The sequence below is a fragment of the Pseudomonas sp. B329 genome (genome assembly GCF_023127835.1).
In the GTDB taxonomy this organism is placed as follows: Bacteria; Pseudomonadota; Gammaproteobacteria; order Pseudomonadales; family Pseudomonadaceae; genus Aquipseudomonas; species Aquipseudomonas synxantha_A.
The window spans coordinates 355,339-376,014 of sequence record NZ_SPKP01000022.1 but is presented as its reverse complement, the minus strand read 5'-3'; the positions used below and the strand labels follow the sequence as shown (position 1 = coordinate 376,014).

Below are 20,676 nucleotides of genomic sequence, written 5' to 3'. Positions count from 1 at the left end.
TCTGCGAGTGATTCCCCATGTTTGAGCGCCTTATCCAATTCGCCATCGAGCAGCGCATTATCGTGTTGCTGGCGGTGCTGTTGATGGCCGGTGTCGGCATCGCCAGCTATCAGAAACTGCCCATCGACGCGGTGCCCGATATCACCAACGTGCAGGTGCAGATCAACTCGGCGGCCGCCGGTTTTTCGCCGCTGGAAACCGAGCAGCGCATCACCTTTCCCATCGAAACCGCCATGGCCGGCCTGCCGGGCTTGCAGCAGACGCGTTCGCTGTCGCGTTCCGGTTTGTCCCAGGTCACGGTGATTTTCAAGGACGGCACCGACCTGTTTTTTGCCCGCCAACTGGTCAACGAGCGTCTGCAAGTGGCCCGAGGACAATTGCCCGATGGCATCGAAACCGCGATGGGGCCGATTTCCACCGGGCTTGGGGAAATTTTCCTGTGGACCGTGGAAGCTGAGGACGGTGCGCGCAAAGAGGACGGTACGCCTTACACCCCCACCGACCTGCGGGTGATCCAGGACTGGATCATCAAACCGCAGCTGCGCAATGTGCCGGGCGTGGCCGAGATCAATACCATCGGGGGCTTCGCCAAGGAGTATCAGATTGCGCCGGACCCCAAGCGCCTGGCCGCCTACAACCTGACGCTCAACGATCTGGTGACCGCTCTGGAGCGCAACAACGCCAATGTCGGCGCCGGTTATATCGAGCGCAGCGGCGAACAGTTGTTGATCCGCGCGCCGGGGCAAGTGGCGTCTATCGATGACATCGCCAACATTGTCATCACCACCTCGGACGGCACCCCGATTCGTGTGCGTAACGTGGCCCAGGTCGACATTGGCCGCGAGCTGCGCACCGGCGCCGCCACCGAAAACGGCCGCGAAGTAGTACTGGGCACCGTGTTCATGTTGATCGGTGAGAACAGCCGCAGCGTGTCCCAGGCAGTGGCGAAAAAGCTCGAGGAGATCAACCGTTCACTGCCCGAAGGCGTGGTGGCGGTCACCGTCTACGACCGCACCAACCTGGTGGAAAAAGCCATCGCCACCGTGAAGAAGAACCTCTTCGAAGGTGCGTTGCTGGTGGTGGCGGTGTTGTTCCTGTTCCTGGGCAATATCCGTGCGGCGCTGATCACGGCGATGGTGATTCCGCTGGCGATGCTGTTCACCTTCACCGGCATGTTCACCAACAAAGTCAGCGCCAACCTGATGAGTCTCGGTGCGCTGGACTTCGGCATTATCGTCGACGGTGCGGTGGTGATAGTCGAGAACGCCATCCGTCGTCTGGCCCATGCGCAGCAGCGTCACGGCCGCCTGCTGACCCGCAGTGAGCGCCTGCACGAAGTGTTCGCTGCTGCCAAAGAGGCGCGACGGGCGCTGATCTTCGGGCAACTGATCATCATGGTGGTGTACCTGCCGATCTTCGCTCTTACCGGGGTGGCCGGGAAGATGTTCCACCCGATGGCGTTCACGGTGGTGATTGCCTTGCTCGGCGCGATGATTCTGTCGGTGACCTTCGTACCGGCGGCGATTGCGTTGTTCGTCACCGGCAAGGTCAAGGAAGAAGAAAACTTCGTCATGCGCAGCGCACGCCGGGTGTATGACCCAGTGCTCAATTGGGTGATGACGCGCCGCCCCTTGGTATTTGGCCTGGCGCTGCTGACCATCGTCGTATCGGGCCTGGTCGCCAGCCGTATGGGCAGCGAATTTATCCCCAGCCTCAGCGAGGGCGACTTCGCCCAGCAGGCGCTGCGCGTACCTGGCACCAGCCTGACGCAATCGGTGCAGATGCAGCAGCAATTGGAAAAAACCTTGCTGGCCGAAGTGCCGGAAATCGAGCGGGTATTTGCGCGCACCGGTACGGCGGAAATCGCCTCCGACCCGATGCCGCCGAACATCTCCGACAGCTACGTGATGCTCAAACCCAAGGACCAATGGCCGGACCCGAGCAAGTCACGCGAGGCGATCATTGCCGACATCCAACGCGCCAGCGCGATTGTGCCGGGCAGCGTGTATGAGCTGTCGCAACCGATCCAGCTGCGTTTCAACGAGCTGATTTCCGGGGTGCGCAGCGATGTGGCGGTGAAGGTGTTTGGCGATGATATGGCCGTGCTCAACACCACTGCCGGGGAAATCGCCGAGACCTTGCAAAAGCTCAACGGCGCCTCGGAAGTGAAGGTGGAACAGACCTCCGGCCTGCCGGTGCTGACCATCAATATCGACCGCGATAAGGCCGCTCGCTTTGGCCTGAATGTGGGCGATGTGCAGGACACCATCGCTGTCGCCGTCGGTGGGCGTCAGGCCGGTACGTTGTACGAAGGTGATCGGCGTTTCGACATGGTCGTGCGCTTGTCCGACGCACTGCGCACAGACATCGAAGGCTTGTCACGGTTATTGATTCCGGTGCCGGCGCTGGCCGGTAGTACCTCGGGACAACTGGGCTTTATCGCCTTGTCCCAGGTCGCCAGCCTCGACCTGGTGCTGGGCCCCAACCAGATCAGTCGCGAGAATGGCAAGCGCCTGGTGATCGTCAGCGCCAACGTGCGTGGGCGTGATATCGGCTCGTTTGTCGAGGAAGCCGAAGCGGCCATTGCCACTCAGGTGAAAGTGCCCGCCGGTTACTGGACCACCTGGGGCGGGCAATTCGAGCAGTTGAAAGAAGCCTCCGAGCGCCTGCGTATCGTGGTGCCGGTGGCGTTGCTGCTGGTGTTCGGCCTGCTGTTCATGATGTTCAACAACCTCAAGGATGGCTTGCTGGTGTTCACCGGGATTCCGTTCGCGTTGACTGGTGGAATCATGGCGCTGTGGCTGCGGGATATTCCGCTATCGATTTCGGCAGGGGTGGGCTTTATCGCCTTGTCCGGTGTGGCGGTGCTGAACGGCCTGGTGATGATCGCCTTTATCCGCAACCTGCGCGAAGAAGGGCGCTCGTTAGCGGTGGCGATCCACGAAGGCGCGCTGACCCGCTTGCGCCCGGTGTTGATGACTGCGCTGGTGGCGTCCCTCGGGTTTATCCCCATGGCACTCGCCACCGGCACCGGCGCCGAAGTACAACGCCCGTTGGCGACGGTGGTGATTGGCGGGATTATTTCATCGACATTGCTGACGCTGCTGGTGTTGCCGGCGTTGTATCAGTGGGCTCATCGCCGCGAGGAAGAGACCGCCTGACAACCTTGAATGCACCACAAAACCAATGTGGGAGGGGCGGTGCGACGATTCGACTTGCTCCCGATAACGGTGGGTCAGTTGATACATGTATTGGCTGACACACTGCCATCGGGAGCAAGCCCCCTCCCACATTGGACCGGTGTTGGCTTCAGGGGAAAGGCCAGGCTGAACCGCGTGAAACGCCCGAGCTGGCTGGTCACATGAGCGTGCCCCTGGTGCAGGTGCATGATCGACTTGACGATAGCCAGCCCCAACCCGGTGCCACCCTCGGCGCGGGTTCGACTGCTGTCGGCGCGGTAGAAACGTTCGAACAGGTGCGGCAGGTGGTGCGCGTCGATGCCTCGGCCGGGGTTGCCCACCGACAGCGACACGCTCTGGCCATAGGTTTCCACCAACAGCAGGATGCTCGAACCTTCTGGCGTATGGCGTATGGCATTGGAGAGCAAATTGGAAATCGCCCGCTGGATCATCAGACGATCCCCCGTCACCCAGGCCTCGCCGCGCAGGCTCAGGGTGACTTGCTTGTCTTCGGCACTCAGGGCAAACAGCTCCATCACTCGCTCGGCCTCTTGCCCCAGGGATACGTCGGTGAATGACGCCCGCGCCGCCGGATGGCTGACCTGGGCAAGGAACAGCATGTCGCTGACAATACGCCCCAGGCGTTCAAGCTCTTCGGTGCTGGATTCCAGCACCGCCTTGTATTCCTCCGGCGGGCGCTGGCGCGACAGGGTCAGTTGAGCCTTGCCCATCAGGTTGGTCAGCGGGGCGCGCAGTTCGTGGGCCAGGTCATCGGAGAATTGCGAGAGTTGCTGTACGCCCGCATCCAGGCGGTCGAGCATCACGTTGAAGCCTTGGGCCAGTTCCCCCAGTTCGTGGGGCAAATTGTCGACGGACAAACGGTGTGTCAGGTCCTGGGTGGTGACCTTCGCCGCCACCTGGCTGAATTGCTTCAACGGCGCCAAGCCGCGTTGTACCAACCACCAGGCACCCATGCCGATCAGTATCAACAGCAGCGGCAGCGCAATCAGCGTGGCGCGCAGATAGGCGCTGAGCAGTGCCTGGTCGTCTCTGCGATCCAGGGACAGCAGCACCCGCACGCGTTCACCGCTGGCCAGGCGCATCAGGCTGGAGGCGCTGAGCACCTGGTTGCCGTCGCTGTCGGTCCAGTTCAGGTAGCCGAGGGTTTCCCGCGGTTTGAAGTCGGTGAGCAACGGCGATTGGGGCTTGGCGCCGATGTTCAGTAACACGCGGGTGTCGGGCGCGGTGCCGACGATAGTCAGGTAGAAATTGTCGTGGCCGATGACCAGGTCCAGCAGCGCATGGGGACGAGCGCGAATGGCCTGGGCGTCGAGCCCCAGGGACAGGCTGTGCTGGAGCTGTTCCATCTTGCTTTCCAGGCCCTTGCGCGCCAGTTTTTCCAGTTCATGGGTGAGGGCCAGGTAGGCCAGGGTGGCCAGCAGCAAGACCAGGCCCGCGCCCATCAGGCTGACGGTCAAGCCCAGGCGCATCGACAGGCTGCCGGTTTTCATGGGCGCGCCTCCAGCACGTAGCCGACGCCGCGAATGGTGTGGATCAGCTTGACCTCGCTCTGGTCGTCGACCTTGGCGCGCAGGCGGCTGATGGAGACTTCCACCACGTTGGTGTCGCAGTCGAAATTCATATCCCACACCAGCGAAATAATCTGCGTGCGGGTCAGCACTTCACCGCTCTGGCGCATCAGCACCTGCAGCAGCGCGAACTCCTTGGTGGTCAGGTCGATGCGCCGAGTGCCGCGATAGGCGCGGTGGCGACGCGGGTCCAGTTCCAGGTCCGAGACGCGGAACACTTCCGGCTGGGGGATGTGTTCGCTGCGCCGCAACAGGGTGCGCACCCGCGCCAGCAGCTCGGGGAACTCGAACGGCTTGACCAGGTAATCGTCGGCGCCCATGTCCAGGCCCTTGATCTTGTCCGCCAGCCTGCCGCGGGCCGTGAGCATCATCACCCGCTGGTTGCCGTTGCGGCGCAGTTGTTCCAGCACTTGCCAGCCATCCTTGCCCGGCAGGTTGACGTCCAGAATCACCAACTCGTAGGCATGCTGCTCGGCCAGGTGCAGGCCATCAATGCCATTGGCGGCGCAGTCGGCCACGTAGCCGCTTTCGTTCAAACCCTGTCGCAAATAGTCAGCGGTTTTTTGCTCGTCCTCAATCACAAGGATACGCATGGGGGTTACCTCTTGAATGATGGAGAGAAGGCGCCCATGTCCTTATGGCGGCTGTTATCAAAGTGGGAAAAGTCTGAAGGCTAAAGTAGCTTTAGGGTCAACTGCGACCATCGGTCGCATAGCCCGGCGCACAAAAAAAACGCCCCAAGCGGGGCGTTAAAAATTCATCTCTTTCCAAAGGAGCTACACAAAAGCTTCAGAGATGAACGTGCTCGGTAAATAAGTTGGCGCGAGTATAGAAAGTTGAACTTAACGAGAAGCTGAGGCCAATATTACAATTTTGATAACCGGCTATTTGTGAACAGATGTTAGTTAATCGCGAGCGAATGTAAGTGTCACAAAACGGCCAGTGGATATTCGGCGATCAAGCGAACTTCTTCCAGATCGGACTCAAAGGCACTGGAGCGCACGGTGGCCTGGCGCAAGCGCAGGGACAAATCCTTGAAACGCCCACTTTGCACCACGTACTTGGCCTCGATATCCCGTTCCCAACGGCGTTGATCGGTCAGCGGGTTACCCGCCGCATCGCGACGCATGTACACGGCGTTGGCGTTGCTGTAGTCGGCGCCGGTGCCCTTGCCGTAGCGGGTCATGAACGACAGGCCCGGGATGCCGAACGCCTGCATGTCCAGGTCGTAGCGCACCATCCATGAGCGCTCCTTGGGCGAATTGAAGTCGCTGTACTGGATCGAGTTGTTGAGGAAGATCGAATCAGACTGGCGCAGGTAGTCGAAGTCATCGTCGCCATTGTTGCGCTGGTGCGACACGGCCACGCTATGGGCGCCGACCTTGACCCCAAGCCTGGCGCTCCAGATGTTGTTGTCGAATTCGCCGAGCCGTTTGCGGCCTTCGTCCACGGCCTTGTAGTAGTTGAAATCGCCGAACAGTGACACGTCGTCGGTCAGCGCATAGTTGGCGTTGCTGCCCAGGTAGTACTGATCCCAGGCGTCCTTCAAGCGGCTGCTGTAGAGGCTCAAGCCAAGGTGGCTGTTGAGTTGGTAGTCTCCGCCGAAGTAGGCGATCCAAGGCGAGTCGACCTTGCCCGCATAGAACGTCGCAAAGCCTTTGTTCATCCCGCTTTCATTGGGCTGGCTCATGCCGCTCAAGCGTCCGCCTTGCAAGCTCAGGCCATCCAGGCTGGTGTTTTGTACGGTGAAACCGCGAAAGCTTTGGGGCAATACCCGTGAATCGCCGTACGCCACTACGGGCGTCAGCGGGAATACGTCGCCGGCCTTGACTACCGTATCCAATACCCGCAGTTTCGCCGCACCGCCAAGTTTGCTGTAGCGGTTTTCGGGCTGATTGGCGCTGTCCACCGGCAACACACCGAACGAGCCCTTGCCGCCACTACGGCCTGCACCGGAGTCGAGCTTGAGCCCCAGCATGGCAAACGCGTCCAGGCCAAACCCCACGGTGCCTTGGGTAAAGCCGGATTCGAACCGGCTGATCAGCCCCTGCGCCCAGGCTTCGGAATAGCCGTTACCGGTGGGGCTGGATTGGCCCTTGCGATCGTCGCGATTGAAGTAAAAATTGCGCGCCAGTACGTTCAGGCTGCTGCCTTCGATAAAACCGTCGGGCTTTTCTTGCCCTGCCGCCACGGCCAGGGGCAACGCGGCCATCAGTGAAAAGGGAAGGGTGTAGTGACGAATATTCATGATGCGCTCCTCGGTGATGGCAGTTATCGGCTTCTTATAGAGGCAGGCGTTCTTATTGATCTGGCCCTGGCTGATAGTTGCAAACGGCGTATAACAGGCGCATTGCATGAAGATTACGATTCTGGAAACTAATGGCCATCTAACAAATAAGTAATGTTCTGGTGAACCTGGCGTCAGGGTGGGTTGGTTAATCTCGACACTGAACTTTTCAGTCGAGGAAACTGCGATGAACTTTTATAAAGTAGGTTTAGGGGTATTAACGGCTGTGTTGTCATTTGGCGCACTGGCCGAAGGTGGCGGGGATCGCACCTTTGCCCTGATGATGGAGCGCAATGAGAAAGCCATGGCCGCCTACGCCATAAAAAAAGGCAAGCCGGTGCCCGAGGTCCAGGCTTACCGCTACGGCATGGACTTGGACATCGCCAAGGTCGTCAACGTGACGCCGCCGATCCGCTCATGCAACGTCGTGCCGTCGCGCATGACCTATGAAGACTCCAGCGGCAAGCTCAATACCCTGGAATATCAGGTCATGGGCGTATGCCGTAACAATGGCAGTTGAAAATATAGTTCGGCTCAGGGCTCAAGCGCTCTTCAGAAAACCCCGGCAGCGCCGATGCAAGTGAGAACACCCACCTCACTTGCCTAACGGTGCCCCATGTTCAATACCCGCCTGAAGCAGGAGCTGACCGCTCTGCGCGAAGAATTGTCGAGCTTGCTACAGGTGAAAGAGAGCCTGGAAAGCGAAATGCTCGTCCTGACGCTGGACGCCGAGGGCCGGGTGGAGTGGGCGAATGCCAACTTCCTGCAGGAACTGGCTTATTCATTGAGTGAGATTGTGGGGCGTGCAATCGAAGACCTGGTACCGGCCCATGTGCGCCAGGATGAGTTTCAGTTGCGCTTCAAGCACGCCCTGGCCCGCGGCGAACACTTCGCCGGCGCCGTGCGCCTTATGCGTGGCAATGGCAAGGAAGCGTGGTTGCGCTCGATCGTGCAGCCGGTGCGCAGTTCACAGGGGCATATCAAGCATTTTTCGATGTTCTCCAGCGACCTCACCCGCACCATCGAGAGTTCGCGTGAGCATGAAAACCTGATCACCGCGCTGATGCGTTCCACCGCGTTGATCGAGTTCGACCTGGACGGAAACGTGCTCACCGCCAATGACCGCTTCCTCAGCAGCATGGGGTACAGCCTGGCGCAGATCCAGGGTAAACATCACCGTATGTTCTGCGAACCGCAGGAATACAACAGCGCCGAGTACCAGCAGTTCTGGAAGCGCTTGAACGCCGGTGAGTTCGTGGCGGCGCGCTTCAAGCGCGTGGACAGCCACGGTCGCCTGGTGTGGTTGGAAGCCACCTATAACCCTGTGCTGGACGCCAACGAACGGCTGTACAAAGTGGTCAAGTTCGCCACGGTGATCACCGACCAGGTTAACCGCGAGCAAGCGGTGGCCGAGGCCGCCAACATTGCCTACAGCACCTCCTTGCAAACTGACGACAGCGCCCAGCGCGGCACCACCGTGGTCACCCAGGCGGTGGACGTGATGCGCGACCTGGCCCAACACATGCAACAGGCCGGCGAAGGTATCGAGGCGCTGAACGCTCAGTCCCAGGTGATCGGCAGCATCGTCAAGACCATCAGTGGCATTGCCGAGCAGACCAACCTGCTGGCGCTCAACGCCGCCATCGAAGCCGCGCGTGCCGGTGAGCAGGGGCGTGGCTTTGCGGTGGTGGCCGATGAAGTGCGGCAACTGGCTTCACGCACCAGCAAAGCCACCGAGGAAATCGTCGGCGTAGTGCGCCAGAACCAGGACATGGCCCGCGATGCGGTTGCGCTGATGGCCGACGGTCGCCTGCAAGCCGAGCAAGGCCTGGCCCTGGCGGCCGAGGCGGGTACGGTGATTGTGGAAATTCAGGACGGTGCGCAAAAAGTGGTGAGCGCGGTCGGGCAGTTTGCCAATCAGTTGTCGAGCTAAAGAGCACGTTCGGACACCAAACTCGATTTTGGCGACAACAGAACCCAAATGTGGGAGCTGGCTTGCCTGCGATAGCATCGCCTCGGTGTATCTGATGTACCGAGGTGTCTGCATCGCAGGCAAGCCAGCTCCCACATGAGTTTTGTCGTGTTTTCAGGTGCGCGGCATGCACTCGATGGTGCGGTTTAGCACGGTCTTGGCCATCTCCAGCAAATGCCACGCGGCATGGATTCTGGCGCGGTCGTGGGGTTGCAGGTGATCGCAACAGTCCCACACCGTGGCCGATGCGCTGTTGATCAGATGGGAAATATAGAGTTGAGCGTCTTCGAAGCTGAGGTCTTCGTTGACGACGAGGCAGTCCATGGGTGGATCGGGAAGTGCTTTGGTCATGGTGTAACTCCTATTGGGCATGGGAGCGACCACCAACGCTGCTAAACGTAAGGTGGCAGCTGTACGCGGGTTAGCAGACCGGTCAATAGGAAAACCGGCGCACCCGAAAGTGCCCCGCGCACAGCCACCATAAACGTATAGGTGAACCTGTGCCTATTGAGTTCGGGCTGCTAAACCCGATCACTGAAATCCAGCGACGGACCGAAGACTAGCCATCGATTCCAACAGGCACAAGGCGGCAGGGATTGTCTCGGAAACGTCCTGCAATTTAAAGGGACACAGCTTGCTGGCCCTTTACAAACCATGACCAAATGCCAGCAACACCACTACATTCAAAATGTGGGAGGGGGCTTGCTCCCGATAATGGTGTGTCAGTCAATATATTTGTCGCTGATACACCGCTATCGGGAGCAAGCCCCCTCCCACATTGAATGCATTCCAAGTCTTGGATCAGCGTCCGAGCATCTTTACCCAACGCGACGGCGGCATGCCGTAGGTGCTGCGAAATTGCCGGGTCATGTGGCTTTGGTCGGTGAAGCCGGCGGTCATTGCGGCATCCACCAGAGATTGGCCCTGGGCCAACAAGTGACGCACCAGGTCCAGCCTGCGCATGGTCAGGTAGCGGTAGGGGCTGGTGCCGAACAACAAGCGAAAATCCCGCGATAACGCCCAGCGGTCGCGGTCGGCATGGTCGGCTATTTCATCCAGGGTGATGCTGCGGCCCAGGGCGCTGTGGATAAATTCACGGGCGCGTTCGGCGGCCACGTAGTCGAAGGATTTACGGCTGACGACGGCACCGGATGCCTCGCTCAGGGCCTGGGCCAGGTCGAACATGGCGTCTTGCTCTTGCATCGGGTCAATCGGGCAATCCAAGCTTTGCAGCAGCACTTCGCTGGCGCGGTGCAGCCGAGGGTCGGTGGACAGGCCGCCGGGAATGAAAGGCAAGGGTTTGCCGCCGAGGATCTGCTGGATTAGCGCCGGCTCCACATAAATCATCCGGTACTTGAAGCCTTCATCGCTGCCGGCACGGCCGTCGTGGGTTTCGTCCGGGTGAATCACCATGGTGGTGCCGGGCATGCTGTGGGTCATGCCACCGCGATAATGAAAACTCTGCACGCCGAACAACGTGCGCCCGATGGCGTAGGTGTCATGGCGATGGGGGTCGAATGCGAAACCGGCAAAGTACGCCTCGATACGGTCCAGGCCACTGGCGTGCGGCGCGCGGTGCAGCCAGTCGAGGGAGTGGGTGGGTTTGCCCATGGTGACTTGTCACAGAAGGAGGTGGGAACACGTTAACCGAGTCTGCCGCGGTTGTCTGCCTGGGGTCTTGTACGATTGTGCAGGCGTCGGGTGGTGCAGATTGCTAGCGGATCGCTGACCGCCCGTGTTAAGAAGCCTTACTTTCAACAGTGAGGCCGGGTCATGAGCAAGGTGCGGGTAGGTATTATTTTTGGTGGCCGTTCGGCTGAGCATGAGGTCTCGCTGCAATCGGCGCGCAACATCGTCGATGCCCTCGACCGTTCGCGCTACGAGCCCATCCTGATCGGTATCGACAAGGCCGGCCACTGGCACCTCAACGACACGTCGAACTTCCTGATCAACCAGGAAAACCCGGCGCTGATCGCCCTCAACCAATCCAACCGTGAATTGGCGGTGGTGCCCGGCAAGGTCAGCCAGCAAGTGGTGGAAACCTCCGGCCAGGGCTTGCTGGAACACATCGATGTGATCTTCCCCATTGTCCATGGCACCCTCGGCGAAGACGGTTGCCTGCAAGGTTTGCTGCGTATGGCCGACTTGCCCTTCGTCGGCTCCGACGTGCTCGGCTCGGCCGTGTGCATGGACAAAGACATCAGCAAGCGCCTGCTGCGTGACGCGGGTATTGCCGTCACACCGTTCATTACCCTTACACGTCGCAACGCGGCGCGTACCTCCTTTGAAACGGCGGTGAACAAGCTCGGTTTACCGATGTTCGTCAAACCCGCTAACCAGGGTTCCTCTGTGGGCGTGAGCAAAGTCGGCAACGAAGCCGAGTACCTCGCCGCAGTTGAGCTGGCGTTGGGTTTTGATGAAAAAGTGCTGGTGGAGTCCGCCGTTCTAGGCCGTGAAATCGAATGCGCCGTGTTGGGCAATGACCACCCAATCGCCAGCGGTTGTGGTGAGATCGTGGTGAGCGACGGTTTTTATTCCTACGACAGCAAATACATCGACGATCAGGCCGCCCAAGTGGTGGTGCCTGCGGCTATCAGCCGTGAAGCCAGCGAACGAATTCGCAGCTTGGCCATTGAAGCCTTTGAGGTGTTGGGTTGCGCAGGGCTGGCGCGGGTGGATGTGTTCCTGACGAATGAGGGCGAAGTCCTGATCAACGAGATCAACTCACTGCCTGGTTTTACCCGCATCAGCATGTACCCCAAGCTGTGGCAGGCGGCGGGCATGAGCTACAGCGAGTTGGTGAGCCGGTTGATTGAGTTGGCGTTGGAGCGGCACGCGGGACGCAAGGGGTTGAAGATCAGCCGCTGATTGCTGGTGGCTCGCGGTTCAAGGGCTGCTTCGCAGCCCAGCGGGAGCAACCTCCCTCTCCACAAGGTACGGTATGTCCGTCAGGTCGTACGAGCAATCCACGAATAGATCAATGTCTTCGGCTCCTCCAAGTGATGCGTCCTCCTGCGATAGCTGGCAAACGTCGGTGACGTGCAATAAGTGCACACGTCACTCACCTCGATCTGCTCGCGCTTGACCCCCGCCGCTTGCAGCAACAGCAGCCCATACCCGCTCAAGTCAAACCAGGCACTTCCCGCTTGCCTGGCGTGGGGCGGTGTAATGTGCGGAGCTTGTAGCGGTGTCGGTTGCTCAATGCTCCAGGGCGCCTGGCTGTCCTCCCATAGGTGGCCTTGATCCGCTTGGAACTGGGCAATGAACGTTTCACTCACCTCATAGCAGCAAGGCTTGATCGACGGCCCAATTGCCACCCGCAACTGGGCCGCGCTAATGCCTTCATCGATAAAACGCTGCACGGCATTGCCGATAATCCCGCGTTGCAGGCCCTTCCAGCCGCCATGAATGGCGGCCACTAAATCACCGCCTGCGATCAGGATGGGCAAACAGTCGGCCGTAATGACCGCAATTGGCTGCCGGCTCCGGGTGAACACCCCGTCAGCCTCAATCGTGTTGGCCGGCTGACCCGGCTGCCACTCGATCACTGACGCGCTGTGCACCTGTTTGCAAATAAACACGTCATCAGGGCGCAGCGGATCGTCAATCGAGCAAAAACCGTGATCCACGCCGGGGAGGGCATTGAGGTTACGGGCTTTGTTCACCGTGCATTCTCCTTTGATCAAAACACCCTAGTCGCCCAACGCCTCGCCTTCACGCCGAGGGTCGGCGCCGCCGCTCAGCGACACCTTGCCCTGGGCATCCCGCGTGCGCACGATGGCCTGTACGCCGCTGGTCATATCGATCTCGCTCAGGGCATGGCCCTTGTCCTTGAGCGCTTGTTTGAGCGCAGGGCTGAACAGGCCGGTTTCCAACTCAGTTGCGCCATTGCGGCTGCCGAAATTCGGCAGGCTGATGGCCGCTTGCGGGTCGAGCTTCCAGTCGAGCATGGCCACCAGGGATTTGCTCACGTACTCGATGATCTGCGAACCGCCCGGGGAGCCCACGGTGGCCAGCAACTCACCACTGTTGCGATCGAACACCAGGGTTGGAGCCATGGCCGAGCGCGGGCGCTTGCCGGGTTGCACGCGGTTGGCCACAGGCTGGCCGTTTTCTTCGGGGATGAACGAGAAATCGGTCATCTGGTTGTTGAGCAAAAAGCCCTGGACCATCACGTGGGAGCCGAACGCCGCTTCCACGGTGGTGGTCATCGACACCGCGCCACCCTGGTCGTCCACCGCCACCACTTGCGAGGTGGAGATGCGCAGCGGCGAGCGATCCGGTGCATACGCCACTTGAACGCCCTCCGGTTGGCCAGGCTTGGCGACCCCCATGCTGCGCTCGCCGATCAGCGCGGCGCGCCGGGCCAGGTAGTTGGGTGCAACAAGGCCGGCAACCGGCACGGGGGTGAAGTCTGCATCGGCCACATACAGGGCGCGATCGGCAAAGGCCAGGCGCCCGGCTTCGGCGATCAGGTGCACGGCCTCGGGTGTCGGTTCAAGCCCGGCCGGCGAAGTACTCTTGTTCGGGGTCATCGGCGCGATCGCCAGGCGCGGGTCGCGGGTCTGCAGCGCCTGCAAGGTGCCAAGGATCTGCGCCACGGCAATCCCGCCAGAGGAGGGCGGCGGCATCCCGCAGATTTTCCATTGTTTGTAGTCGGTGCACAGTGGGGCGCGCTCCTTGGCGCTGTAGCCCTTGAGGTCGGCTACGGACAAGCTGCCGGCATTGTGATTGCCCTGCACCTTGCGTGCGATCTCATCGGCAATCGCCCCGTGGTACAGCGCATCCGGCCCTTCCTTGGCGATGCGCTTGAATACCGCGGCCAGCGCCGGGTTTTTCAACAGCGTGCCGGTGGCTTTGGGCGAGCCATCGGCATTCAGGAAGTACGCCGCCATCTCGGGCGATTGCACAATAAAGCGATCCGCCGCGATCAAGCTATGCAAGCGCGGTGAAATGGCAAAGCCCTGCTCCGACAGGCGGATCGCCGGCTCGAACAGCTTGGCCCATTGCAGATGGCCGCTCTTCTTGTGCGCCATTTCCAGTGCGCGTAATACACCCGGCGTGCCGACAGAGCGCCCGCCAATTTGCGCATCGGTGAACGCCATCGGCGTGCCGTCGGCCTTCAGGAACAAGCGCTCGGTCGCCCCCGCCGGTGCGGTCTCGCGGCCATCGTAGGCCTGCACGTTTTTGCCATCCCATAGCATGATGAACGCACCGCCACCAATGCCGGAAGACTGTGGCTCTACCAGGGTCAGCACCGCTTGCATCGCAATCGCCGCGTCGATGGCCGAACCGCCTTGGCGCAACATCTCGCGTCCGGCTTCGGCAGCCAACGGGTTGGCAGCGGCGGCCATATGGTGCTCGGCGTGGCGGGTACTCAGGTCAGTGCGATAGCCCGAACCCAACTCCGGTGCCGGTGGTTGTTCGGTGACAGACGTGTGGCAGGCCGCAAGGGCCAGGGCTGCTGCGATGACCGTCAACTGACGGCGGGAAGTCAAAAGCACGCGCTGAACTCCGTTCATTTTGAGAATGATCTGTTGTCCTTCGGGAATTGCGTTTTACAGATAAATCGTGCCTTGCATATACAGCACCGCCTTGCCGGAGATAATCACGCGGTCGCCCTTGAGTTCACAGCGCAACTGGCCCTTGCGCTGGCCGCCTTGCTCGGCGGTCATCTGCAACTTGCCCAGGCGCTCGGCCCAGAACGTTGCCAGCGAGGTGTGCGCCGAGCCGGTGACCGGGTCTTCATTGACCCCCACATTCGGGCCGAACCAGCGTGAGACAAAATCAAACTGTGTGCTTTTGGCGGTGACTGCAATCCCACGTTTGGGCAGGCCCTTGAGCCGTGCGAAATCCGGTGTCAGTGCCGCCACCTGCGCTTCATTTTCCACCAGCACGATGTAGTCATCGGTGCCAAACACCTCAGCAGTTTCAATGCCCAGTGCGCTCAACATTCCGGCCGGTGGCTCGCAGCGTTGCGGCTGTTTGGCCGGGAAATCCATCGCCAGTTCATCGCCATTGCGCGTCACCCGCAACTCGCCGCTACGCGTTGCAAAGCGCAGCACTTGCGGCGCATCGGCCAGCATATGAATCAATACCCAGGCCGCCGCCAAGGTGGCATGGCCGCACAGGTCTACCTCGACTTCGGGGGTGAGCCAGCGCAGCTCGTAGAACTCGCCACGGGGTACAAAAAACGCGGTTTCCGAGAGGTTGTTTTCAGCCGCGATACTCTGCAGTTGCTCGTCGGGCAACCATTCGGTGAGCGGGCACACCGCCGCCGGGTTGCCGCCGAAGGGGTGTTGGCTGAAAGCGTCGACTTGGTAGATGTCCAGTTTCATCGGGGCACTCCGCATTTTAGGGAGGCTGGACACTAACAGTGGGGGTGGGGGGCGTCAAAATACAGTTGGGGAGTTTTTTACGCGCACAAAAAAACGGCCTACCTTTCGGTAAGCCGTTTTTAGTACTTGGTGGTACACAGACATTTGAACTGGTAACGTAAGCTGCTGCTTTAGTTGGTTATTTTCTTTTTCGTATTTTAAAGGGATACACCTTGGGATACACGGCGCTGTCTGCTGTGGTGTTTTTGGCCCATTTCACGCTGGCTGAAAAGGCCATCTAGGTTCGTCGCTCCATCCCCGACGAACGGTAGCGTCATCGTGGCAAACCCGCTCAAGTGCAGAGGTGTGGTCGTCACCACCACTCCTTTGATGGATCAGTCCATAAGTGGCCCGATTATCTCGTTCCTCACTTTTGAGGAGCCATCGCCACACTCTTGCGGCGATGGTGCTGGCGCCGTGTGGCAGCTCCACCACACAGAGGCGTTCTTGCCATTTCCCCGCGCCAGCACCACCCCGGATCAGGGTAGTGGTCATCAAGTTGCGCCAGCCTCAAGTGGCATAGGGAGGGGCTATTTCCGCTCACAGTTTCTTTATATCGATGCTTATGGTTTTTCCAGCGGTTCAGGTATGAACCCTTGCTCCCTGAGTGACTTGATCACACCTCGAATTAGATAATTGTTAGAAAATCCGATTGTGTACTGCCTCGCGCCTGCGCTTAGCGGTAAAAGCATCCCTTGGTCTACCAGTTTTTTGATCAGGTAAGTCCGTTGATTGCTCGTCTGCTGAGGGAGTACGGCTGCTACATCAGCAGATTTTACGACCTTCAATTTTATTGCGGCCGACAGCACTGCCTCTTCCGTCTCAGTGATCCATTCTCGCTCCCGTGCGAAGGCCACAGCAGGGACGAGTATGCATTTGGTCAGATATGCGTAGTCCGTGAGGCGATCGACTTTCTCCAGCTCAGTACGAATGCCTTCCAGCACATATGTACACCACTCCTCTAGTCCTTCCTTTGTTCCTTTGTCGGCGGTGGCCAGCATTGCGTAATAGCGCTCACGATCATTACAGAATACGGCCGTAGGATTTAGGACGCGGCCTCCTGTGCTGACGTTGAAACCATATTTCATCAGGAGTGCGTAGGTCAGCAGCCTGACCACGCGACCATTGCCATTGCCGAATGGATGTATCCATCCAAATCTATGGTGAGCGAGTGCGACCTTCATGAGGTCATATTTCGGGGAGTCTTCGTGATTCACGAATTCGACAAGTTCCTGCATATAAGCCTGAACCTGGATGAAATCGGGTGGTAGGTGATCAGACTGGGATATTCTGACACCCCCGCTGCGATAGGCTCCTGGCGTCTTGTCGCCTTCACGAACCAGATCGTCTACGGTCATCGCGTGTAGCTCGCGAATCGTCTGCTCGGTAAGCGCAGCGCCTGGCGTCATGATCTGCTCAATGTAATCCATTGCCTTTTCAATATTGGCAACCTCGCGCAATTGATCAGTGTCCTGGGCCTTACCTTCTACCTTGCTATCTATGTAGTCCGCCAAAGTAGTGTGGTTGCCTTCTATCCGCGCAGAGCCGAGGCTTTCCAGCGCATGGAAAAGCGACTTGAGCTGGTAGAACACCTGCGGCGGCGTATCGCCTTCAAGCCTTAGACGACGCAGATGCTCCAGCTCGCTCAGTACATCGACTAGGTCCGAGTCGAAGGAGGGATTGAGAAGCTCAAGGTCGTGGTGGGTAAACGTAGGCATATAGAAAATTATCTCAAACCGGCCGAAAAATTATCTTGAAAAAAACCAGGGAGACCACCGTAATTAACGGTATGCGCTTAGCATACGCTAAACATTATCTGGAATTCAGCCTTAAGCTAACTCAAAAATGAGTAATGATTAAGTGAGAAACCTCGGTAGTTAGCGGGGTTTCTACGGCTAGGACACGCTTTCAGCACGTCGGGATGATGACGCCTCTGAGCGTAGTGATCGGCGTCAGCCTTCAAGTCAGCCAGCAATGGCTGACCTCCCATTCCGGTATGGCAGGTACTTGAAAAACTACCGAGGCCACGACAGTTCCACTTTCCGCCTACAAGCGCATTTCCCTGATGACTCGTCTTGGCTCAGTTCCCCGCGAAAGTGCGCGTCGGGCGTCCTTGGTGAGCTGATCGAGGGCTTGCTCCTCGAATGCCGCCGCCAATGCGCTGGCCTTCCTGACAATCAGCAGCGCCAGCTCCGGCGGAAACACCACCTTGTCGGCGGGTAGATAATCACAGTCAATAACGGACACGGCTCTATCCTCGGTGCGCGGTTGATGCTGGCGCCGGAATGAGGCGGGGCCAGCAGATGACCTGCAGATATTACCAGCGGAGCGTGAGCAGCTACCTGGAATCCGGGGGATGGCCAAGCTGGCGAGCCGACCGGTTTCCGCTCCAGGGTGAGCAGCTCATTCACCACCTGCTCCGACCTGCTGTCAGGTCGCTGGAAGCCTCGGAAAATACTTGACGAGCATCAAGCAATAGCACGCCACCTTTAACGCTGGAAGCGGCGCATTGCTTGGGCTGCGGGCAACTGGCCCGTGTTCTGTCGTCGGAAATCCGTCAAGAGCCTGTCTAGTATTGCCTGGCGCGCTAAGCATTTTTCTGGCCCGGTATTTCAACACCCCATCGCGCCAGGATATTGATCGAGCCCCCACCTTGACGGCCGCCTCCCGAATTTTAGACGGGGCTGGTGCTGGTCAGGCAGCACGAATGCTCGCAAAGCCTTGACCTGCGTGGCTTTCAGCGTTCCAACCACTGGTGGCGCCAGATAAATCCGTCAAGACCTGTCAAGAATTTCGTCAAGACCTGTCAAGAATTTCGTCAAGGCTGGTCAAGGATTTCCTGTCAGTGAATGTCGCGGCTCGCCCCTGTTTCTGGACGAGGTAGCTATCCGGCCGCACGCCCGATCTGCCATCAGCCCTAGCTGGCTTTGGCCTGCGGGCCGGGCCGGAAGAACTGCGGCCTCTCCAGCCGTCCAGAGTCTGTCCAGAATCCTAGCCTGCGTCACGACTGCCCCAGACTGCCCACGACGGTTAGCTCTGCAATGCCCTGGCGAATGAACACCAGGTTCTCGTCGAGCGTTTCTAGCGCGCCGCGCACGTTGTTGGCAATGTCTGCCGATCCGCGCTGTTCGACCCAATTGGAAAGCTCCTCCACTGCGGCGCCCAGGGCGAGCTGGTTTTGATTGAGGCGGTCGAACAGGCTGGCGATCAGTTTGGTTTCCGTCATGGTGGCTCTCCGTGTTTCGGGAGAGCGTAGCACCGGTGCTGTGAATGCCCGGAATCACCTTTACGTGGTTTGCGTCTGCCGGCGGCAAAGTGGCCTGGCGATGTGATACGGGATTTCCCCGCATCTAATGCCTGAGCCCCGCCCGCATTGGCCGCTGCGGGTTCTCAGGCGGCCACGCTCGCCGAATCCGTCTCATGCCTGTCTCACATTCGCCAGCGATTCGGTAAAGGCCAGGTAAAAGTAGACGGGCCGAAAGCGCTGTATCCGTTTGGGGGCTGTCAGGGGTATCAGCGGCCAAGGTGCGCTTGTTTGACGGGCTGGTCACGCGATAAGCCTCAGCCGCCCACCCAGCGTGGTTTTGGTCTGATGCCTGTCTCGCATTCCGTCAAAGTGTGGTCAAAGTAATAGTCGGCGCCAGCGTGTTGCGATCTACACGGTGTGTTGAATTCAACACTCCCCGCTGGCGAGGGTCGAATCGTGCGCAACGGACCACCCGCTCCCTTTCTAGGGTTTTGTTCTGGGTCTAGCTAGGTTGCCAGTGGAAAGCACTGCAAAAGCCTGGAAACCTAAGTGGAAACCATCTGATTGCAGCATAAGAATTCTCAGGGCGTAACTACCGCCAGATGGCTACTGCAAGCGGTATTAAGAACCGAAAGTGCGCCCTGGGCATGAAATGGATGCGCACCAACGCATCTCGCATGAACTAGAGTCTGGCTACATTGAAAGAGGACGAAACATGGATCAGACGATAGACATTGAGGCTCGCATGATCAGTTTCCTAGAGACTCAGGATCATGTACGTCCATTGGATGGGCACGTCGACCAGCCGATAAATGTGAAAATGGCTGATTACCTGTTCTTTCACGGTAGAGCTGTAACTGAGCTGAAGACACTCAAGATTGACCCAAAAGATAAGATTTTCAGCCAGGCTAAAGCAGCGATGGATTCAGACGACTTTCCGCTTATCTTTGGCGACTACGATCTGGAAGCTGCCATCAAGGCAATGCCAGACGGCCAGGCGACCATAAATCGGATTTTCGCGAAGGCCACAACGGTAGTTGAAGGCGTTTGTCGCAAAGCGCGAGATCAGATCGAGTCGACAAAGAAACATCTTGGTCTGAACCCAGAGACGCCAGGCATTTTACTCGTGCTGAACGACACCGTTGAAAGCATTCCGGTCTCCCAGCTAGTAGATCGCTTTAACTTCTGGCTCGAAGGGGGTAGCGAGAAACGATCGGACCGGTTTTCACACATCGATTTCGTTGTGCTCATCCAGACGACTTATCGAGTCAAGAATCTCAAAGACCGAATGGTTCCCGCGTTCATTATTTACAATGAGTGCAATCCCCATCGCCATCATCTAGTAGAAAAGGACATACACGAGTTTCTTGAATCGTGGGCTCAGTCGCAGGGGCACCGGTACACCACAGCGCAAAATATTCATTCCCTAAAGTTCGAGCCTGACCAGCCGTCAGCGCCTCCCCCGAAAACTAGGCAAGAGCACATTGAGCATCGGTATCGGCTGAACCGGTACCTTGAAGTGCTGCCGGAGGAGGAGTTTATAAAGTACGGTTGTGAAGTCATGAGCCGGATGATGTCGATCGTTTTGAAGGCTGGCCCCAAGCCGTCAGAAGCAGTAGCGATGTCGTACATGGATCAGTTCGCGGAGTTTCTCGAGGAGTGCCGAATGAGGAGTTTCGACTTAAAAAAGGTCACGAGCCGGATGCGGACACGCCCTTAAGCTGGCAGTCATTACGAAGGTGCTAGGTTCGCGCGTTGGTGGGTGCGAACCTCAGTGCGAACCTACTTCCAGTACGCACCAGAATGCGTACCAAACGTGCGTACTGAGCTGCGTACTTCCTGTGCGCAATTTGCGCAGTTACTGCGCAGTCCAGAGGCCGTCGCTGAGGCTTGAGCATCTGCGGGCCTCCAGGGCATCACGCGGCCCAGTGCGTGAATATGCTGCGTGAAGGGTGCGTGAAACCTTGCCGGGGAGGGCTTCGCGCATCGACCAGGTGCGCGACGAACGTGCGCGACGAACTGCGT

Annotated in this window: 16 protein-coding genes; 5 read left to right on the top strand and 11 right to left on the bottom strand. The window is 58.9% G+C overall.

What is annotated here, in order from left to right; translation table 11 throughout:
- The first annotated feature begins 17 nt into the window (after nucleotides 1-17).
- Nucleotides 18-3,161, top strand: coding sequence for a CusA/CzcA family heavy metal efflux RND transporter (locus E4P00_RS15235; protein ID WP_078820220.1), 3,144 nt, complete (start codon nucleotides 18-20; stop codon nucleotides 3,159-3,161).
- A 74-nt stretch (nucleotides 3,162-3,235) separates the two neighbouring features.
- Here the strand turns inward: E4P00_RS15235 and E4P00_RS15230 are convergent, their stop codons facing one another.
- The 3 genes from E4P00_RS15230 to E4P00_RS15220 form a co-directional block, all read right to left on the bottom strand.
- The gene (locus E4P00_RS15230; RefSeq protein WP_078820221.1) at nucleotides 3,236-4,690 is read right to left on the bottom strand and encodes a heavy metal sensor histidine kinase; all 1,455 of its coding nucleotides are present in this window, start codon (nucleotides 4,688-4,690) and stop codon (nucleotides 3,236-3,238) included.
- On the bottom strand, nucleotides 4,687-5,361 hold the full coding sequence (locus E4P00_RS15225) for a heavy metal response regulator transcription factor (protein ID WP_005784544.1): 675 nt from the start codon (nucleotides 5,359-5,361) through the stop codon (nucleotides 4,687-4,689). The genes E4P00_RS15230 and E4P00_RS15225 overlap by 4 nt, the downstream gene beginning before the upstream one ends.
- Before the next feature lie 335 nt (nucleotides 5,362-5,696).
- Nucleotides 5,697-7,016 (bottom strand): OprD family porin, encoded by a 1,320-nt coding sequence (locus E4P00_RS15220; protein ID WP_248131915.1) that lies wholly within the window; start codon nucleotides 7,014-7,016, stop codon nucleotides 5,697-5,699.
- A gap of 226 nt (nucleotides 7,017-7,242) precedes the next feature.
- Between E4P00_RS15220 and E4P00_RS15215 the strand changes: the two genes are divergently transcribed.
- Together E4P00_RS15215 and E4P00_RS15210 are read left to right on the top strand one after the other, a co-directional pair.
- A complete protein-coding gene (locus tag E4P00_RS15215; protein ID WP_078820222.1) occupies nucleotides 7,243-7,575 on the top strand; it encodes a DUF2790 domain-containing protein in 333 nt (110 codons plus the stop codon).
- A gap of 96 nt (nucleotides 7,576-7,671) precedes the next feature.
- Nucleotides 7,672-8,988 (top strand): PAS domain-containing methyl-accepting chemotaxis protein, encoded by a 1,317-nt coding sequence (locus tag E4P00_RS15210; RefSeq protein WP_032878035.1) that lies wholly within the window; start codon nucleotides 7,672-7,674, stop codon nucleotides 8,986-8,988.
- A 153-nt stretch (nucleotides 8,989-9,141) separates the two neighbouring features.
- Here the strand turns inward: E4P00_RS15210 and E4P00_RS15205 are convergent, their stop codons facing one another.
- On the bottom strand, nucleotides 9,142-9,378 hold the full coding sequence (locus tag E4P00_RS15205) for a hypothetical protein (protein WP_005784550.1): 237 nt from the start codon (nucleotides 9,376-9,378) through the stop codon (nucleotides 9,142-9,144).
- A gap of 450 nt (nucleotides 9,379-9,828) precedes the next feature.
- Entirely contained in the window at nucleotides 9,829-10,638 is an 810-nt protein-coding gene (locus E4P00_RS15200) for an AraC family transcriptional regulator (RefSeq protein WP_032878033.1), read from the bottom strand.
- Between the two features lie 162 nt (nucleotides 10,639-10,800).
- On the opposite strand from E4P00_RS15200, the gene ddlA reads away from it, so the two are divergent.
- On the top strand, nucleotides 10,801-11,895 hold the full coding sequence (gene ddlA, locus E4P00_RS15195; protein ID WP_248131913.1) for a D-alanine--D-alanine ligase: 1,095 nt from the start codon (nucleotides 10,801-10,803) through the stop codon (nucleotides 11,893-11,895).
- 80 nt (nucleotides 11,896-11,975) lie between these two features.
- Here ddlA and E4P00_RS15190 read toward each other — a convergent pair whose 3' ends face one another.
- The 6 genes from E4P00_RS15190 to E4P00_RS15165 form a co-directional block, all read right to left on the bottom strand.
- Complete coding sequence (locus E4P00_RS15190) at nucleotides 11,976-12,692, bottom strand: polyphenol oxidase family protein (RefSeq protein WP_216090710.1); 717 nt, start codon at nucleotides 12,690-12,692, stop codon at nucleotides 11,976-11,978.
- Between the two features lie 27 nt (nucleotides 12,693-12,719).
- On the bottom strand, nucleotides 12,720-14,549 hold the full coding sequence (gene ggt, locus E4P00_RS15185; RefSeq protein ID WP_216090711.1) for a gamma-glutamyltransferase: 1,830 nt from the start codon (nucleotides 14,547-14,549) through the stop codon (nucleotides 12,720-12,722).
- A gap of 36 nt (nucleotides 14,550-14,585) precedes the next feature.
- Nucleotides 14,586-15,365 carry a PhzF family phenazine biosynthesis protein gene (locus E4P00_RS15180; protein ID WP_032878029.1) on the bottom strand — a complete coding sequence of 260 codons (780 nt, stop codon included), beginning with the start codon at nucleotides 15,363-15,365 and terminating at the stop codon, nucleotides 14,586-14,588.
- Nucleotides 15,366-15,967: 602 nt separating this feature from the next.
- The gene (locus E4P00_RS15175; RefSeq protein WP_248131912.1) at nucleotides 15,968-17,122 is read right to left on the bottom strand and encodes a Fic family protein; all 1,155 of its coding nucleotides are present in this window, start codon (nucleotides 17,120-17,122) and stop codon (nucleotides 15,968-15,970) included.
- A 328-nt stretch (nucleotides 17,123-17,450) separates the two neighbouring features.
- Nucleotides 17,451-17,651, bottom strand: coding sequence for a hypothetical protein (locus E4P00_RS15170; RefSeq protein WP_198831416.1), 201 nt, complete (start codon nucleotides 17,649-17,651; stop codon nucleotides 17,451-17,453).
- A 754-nt stretch (nucleotides 17,652-18,405) separates the two neighbouring features.
- Entirely contained in the window at nucleotides 18,406-18,630 is a 225-nt protein-coding gene (locus tag E4P00_RS15165) for a hypothetical protein (RefSeq protein WP_248131910.1), read from the bottom strand.
- 736 nt (nucleotides 18,631-19,366) lie between these two features.
- On the opposite strand from E4P00_RS15165, the gene E4P00_RS15160 reads away from it, so the two are divergent.
- On the top strand, nucleotides 19,367-20,371 hold the full coding sequence (locus E4P00_RS15160; protein ID WP_248131908.1) for a hypothetical protein: 1,005 nt from the start codon (nucleotides 19,367-19,369) through the stop codon (nucleotides 20,369-20,371).
- Nucleotides 20,372-20,676 lie beyond the last annotated feature (305 nt).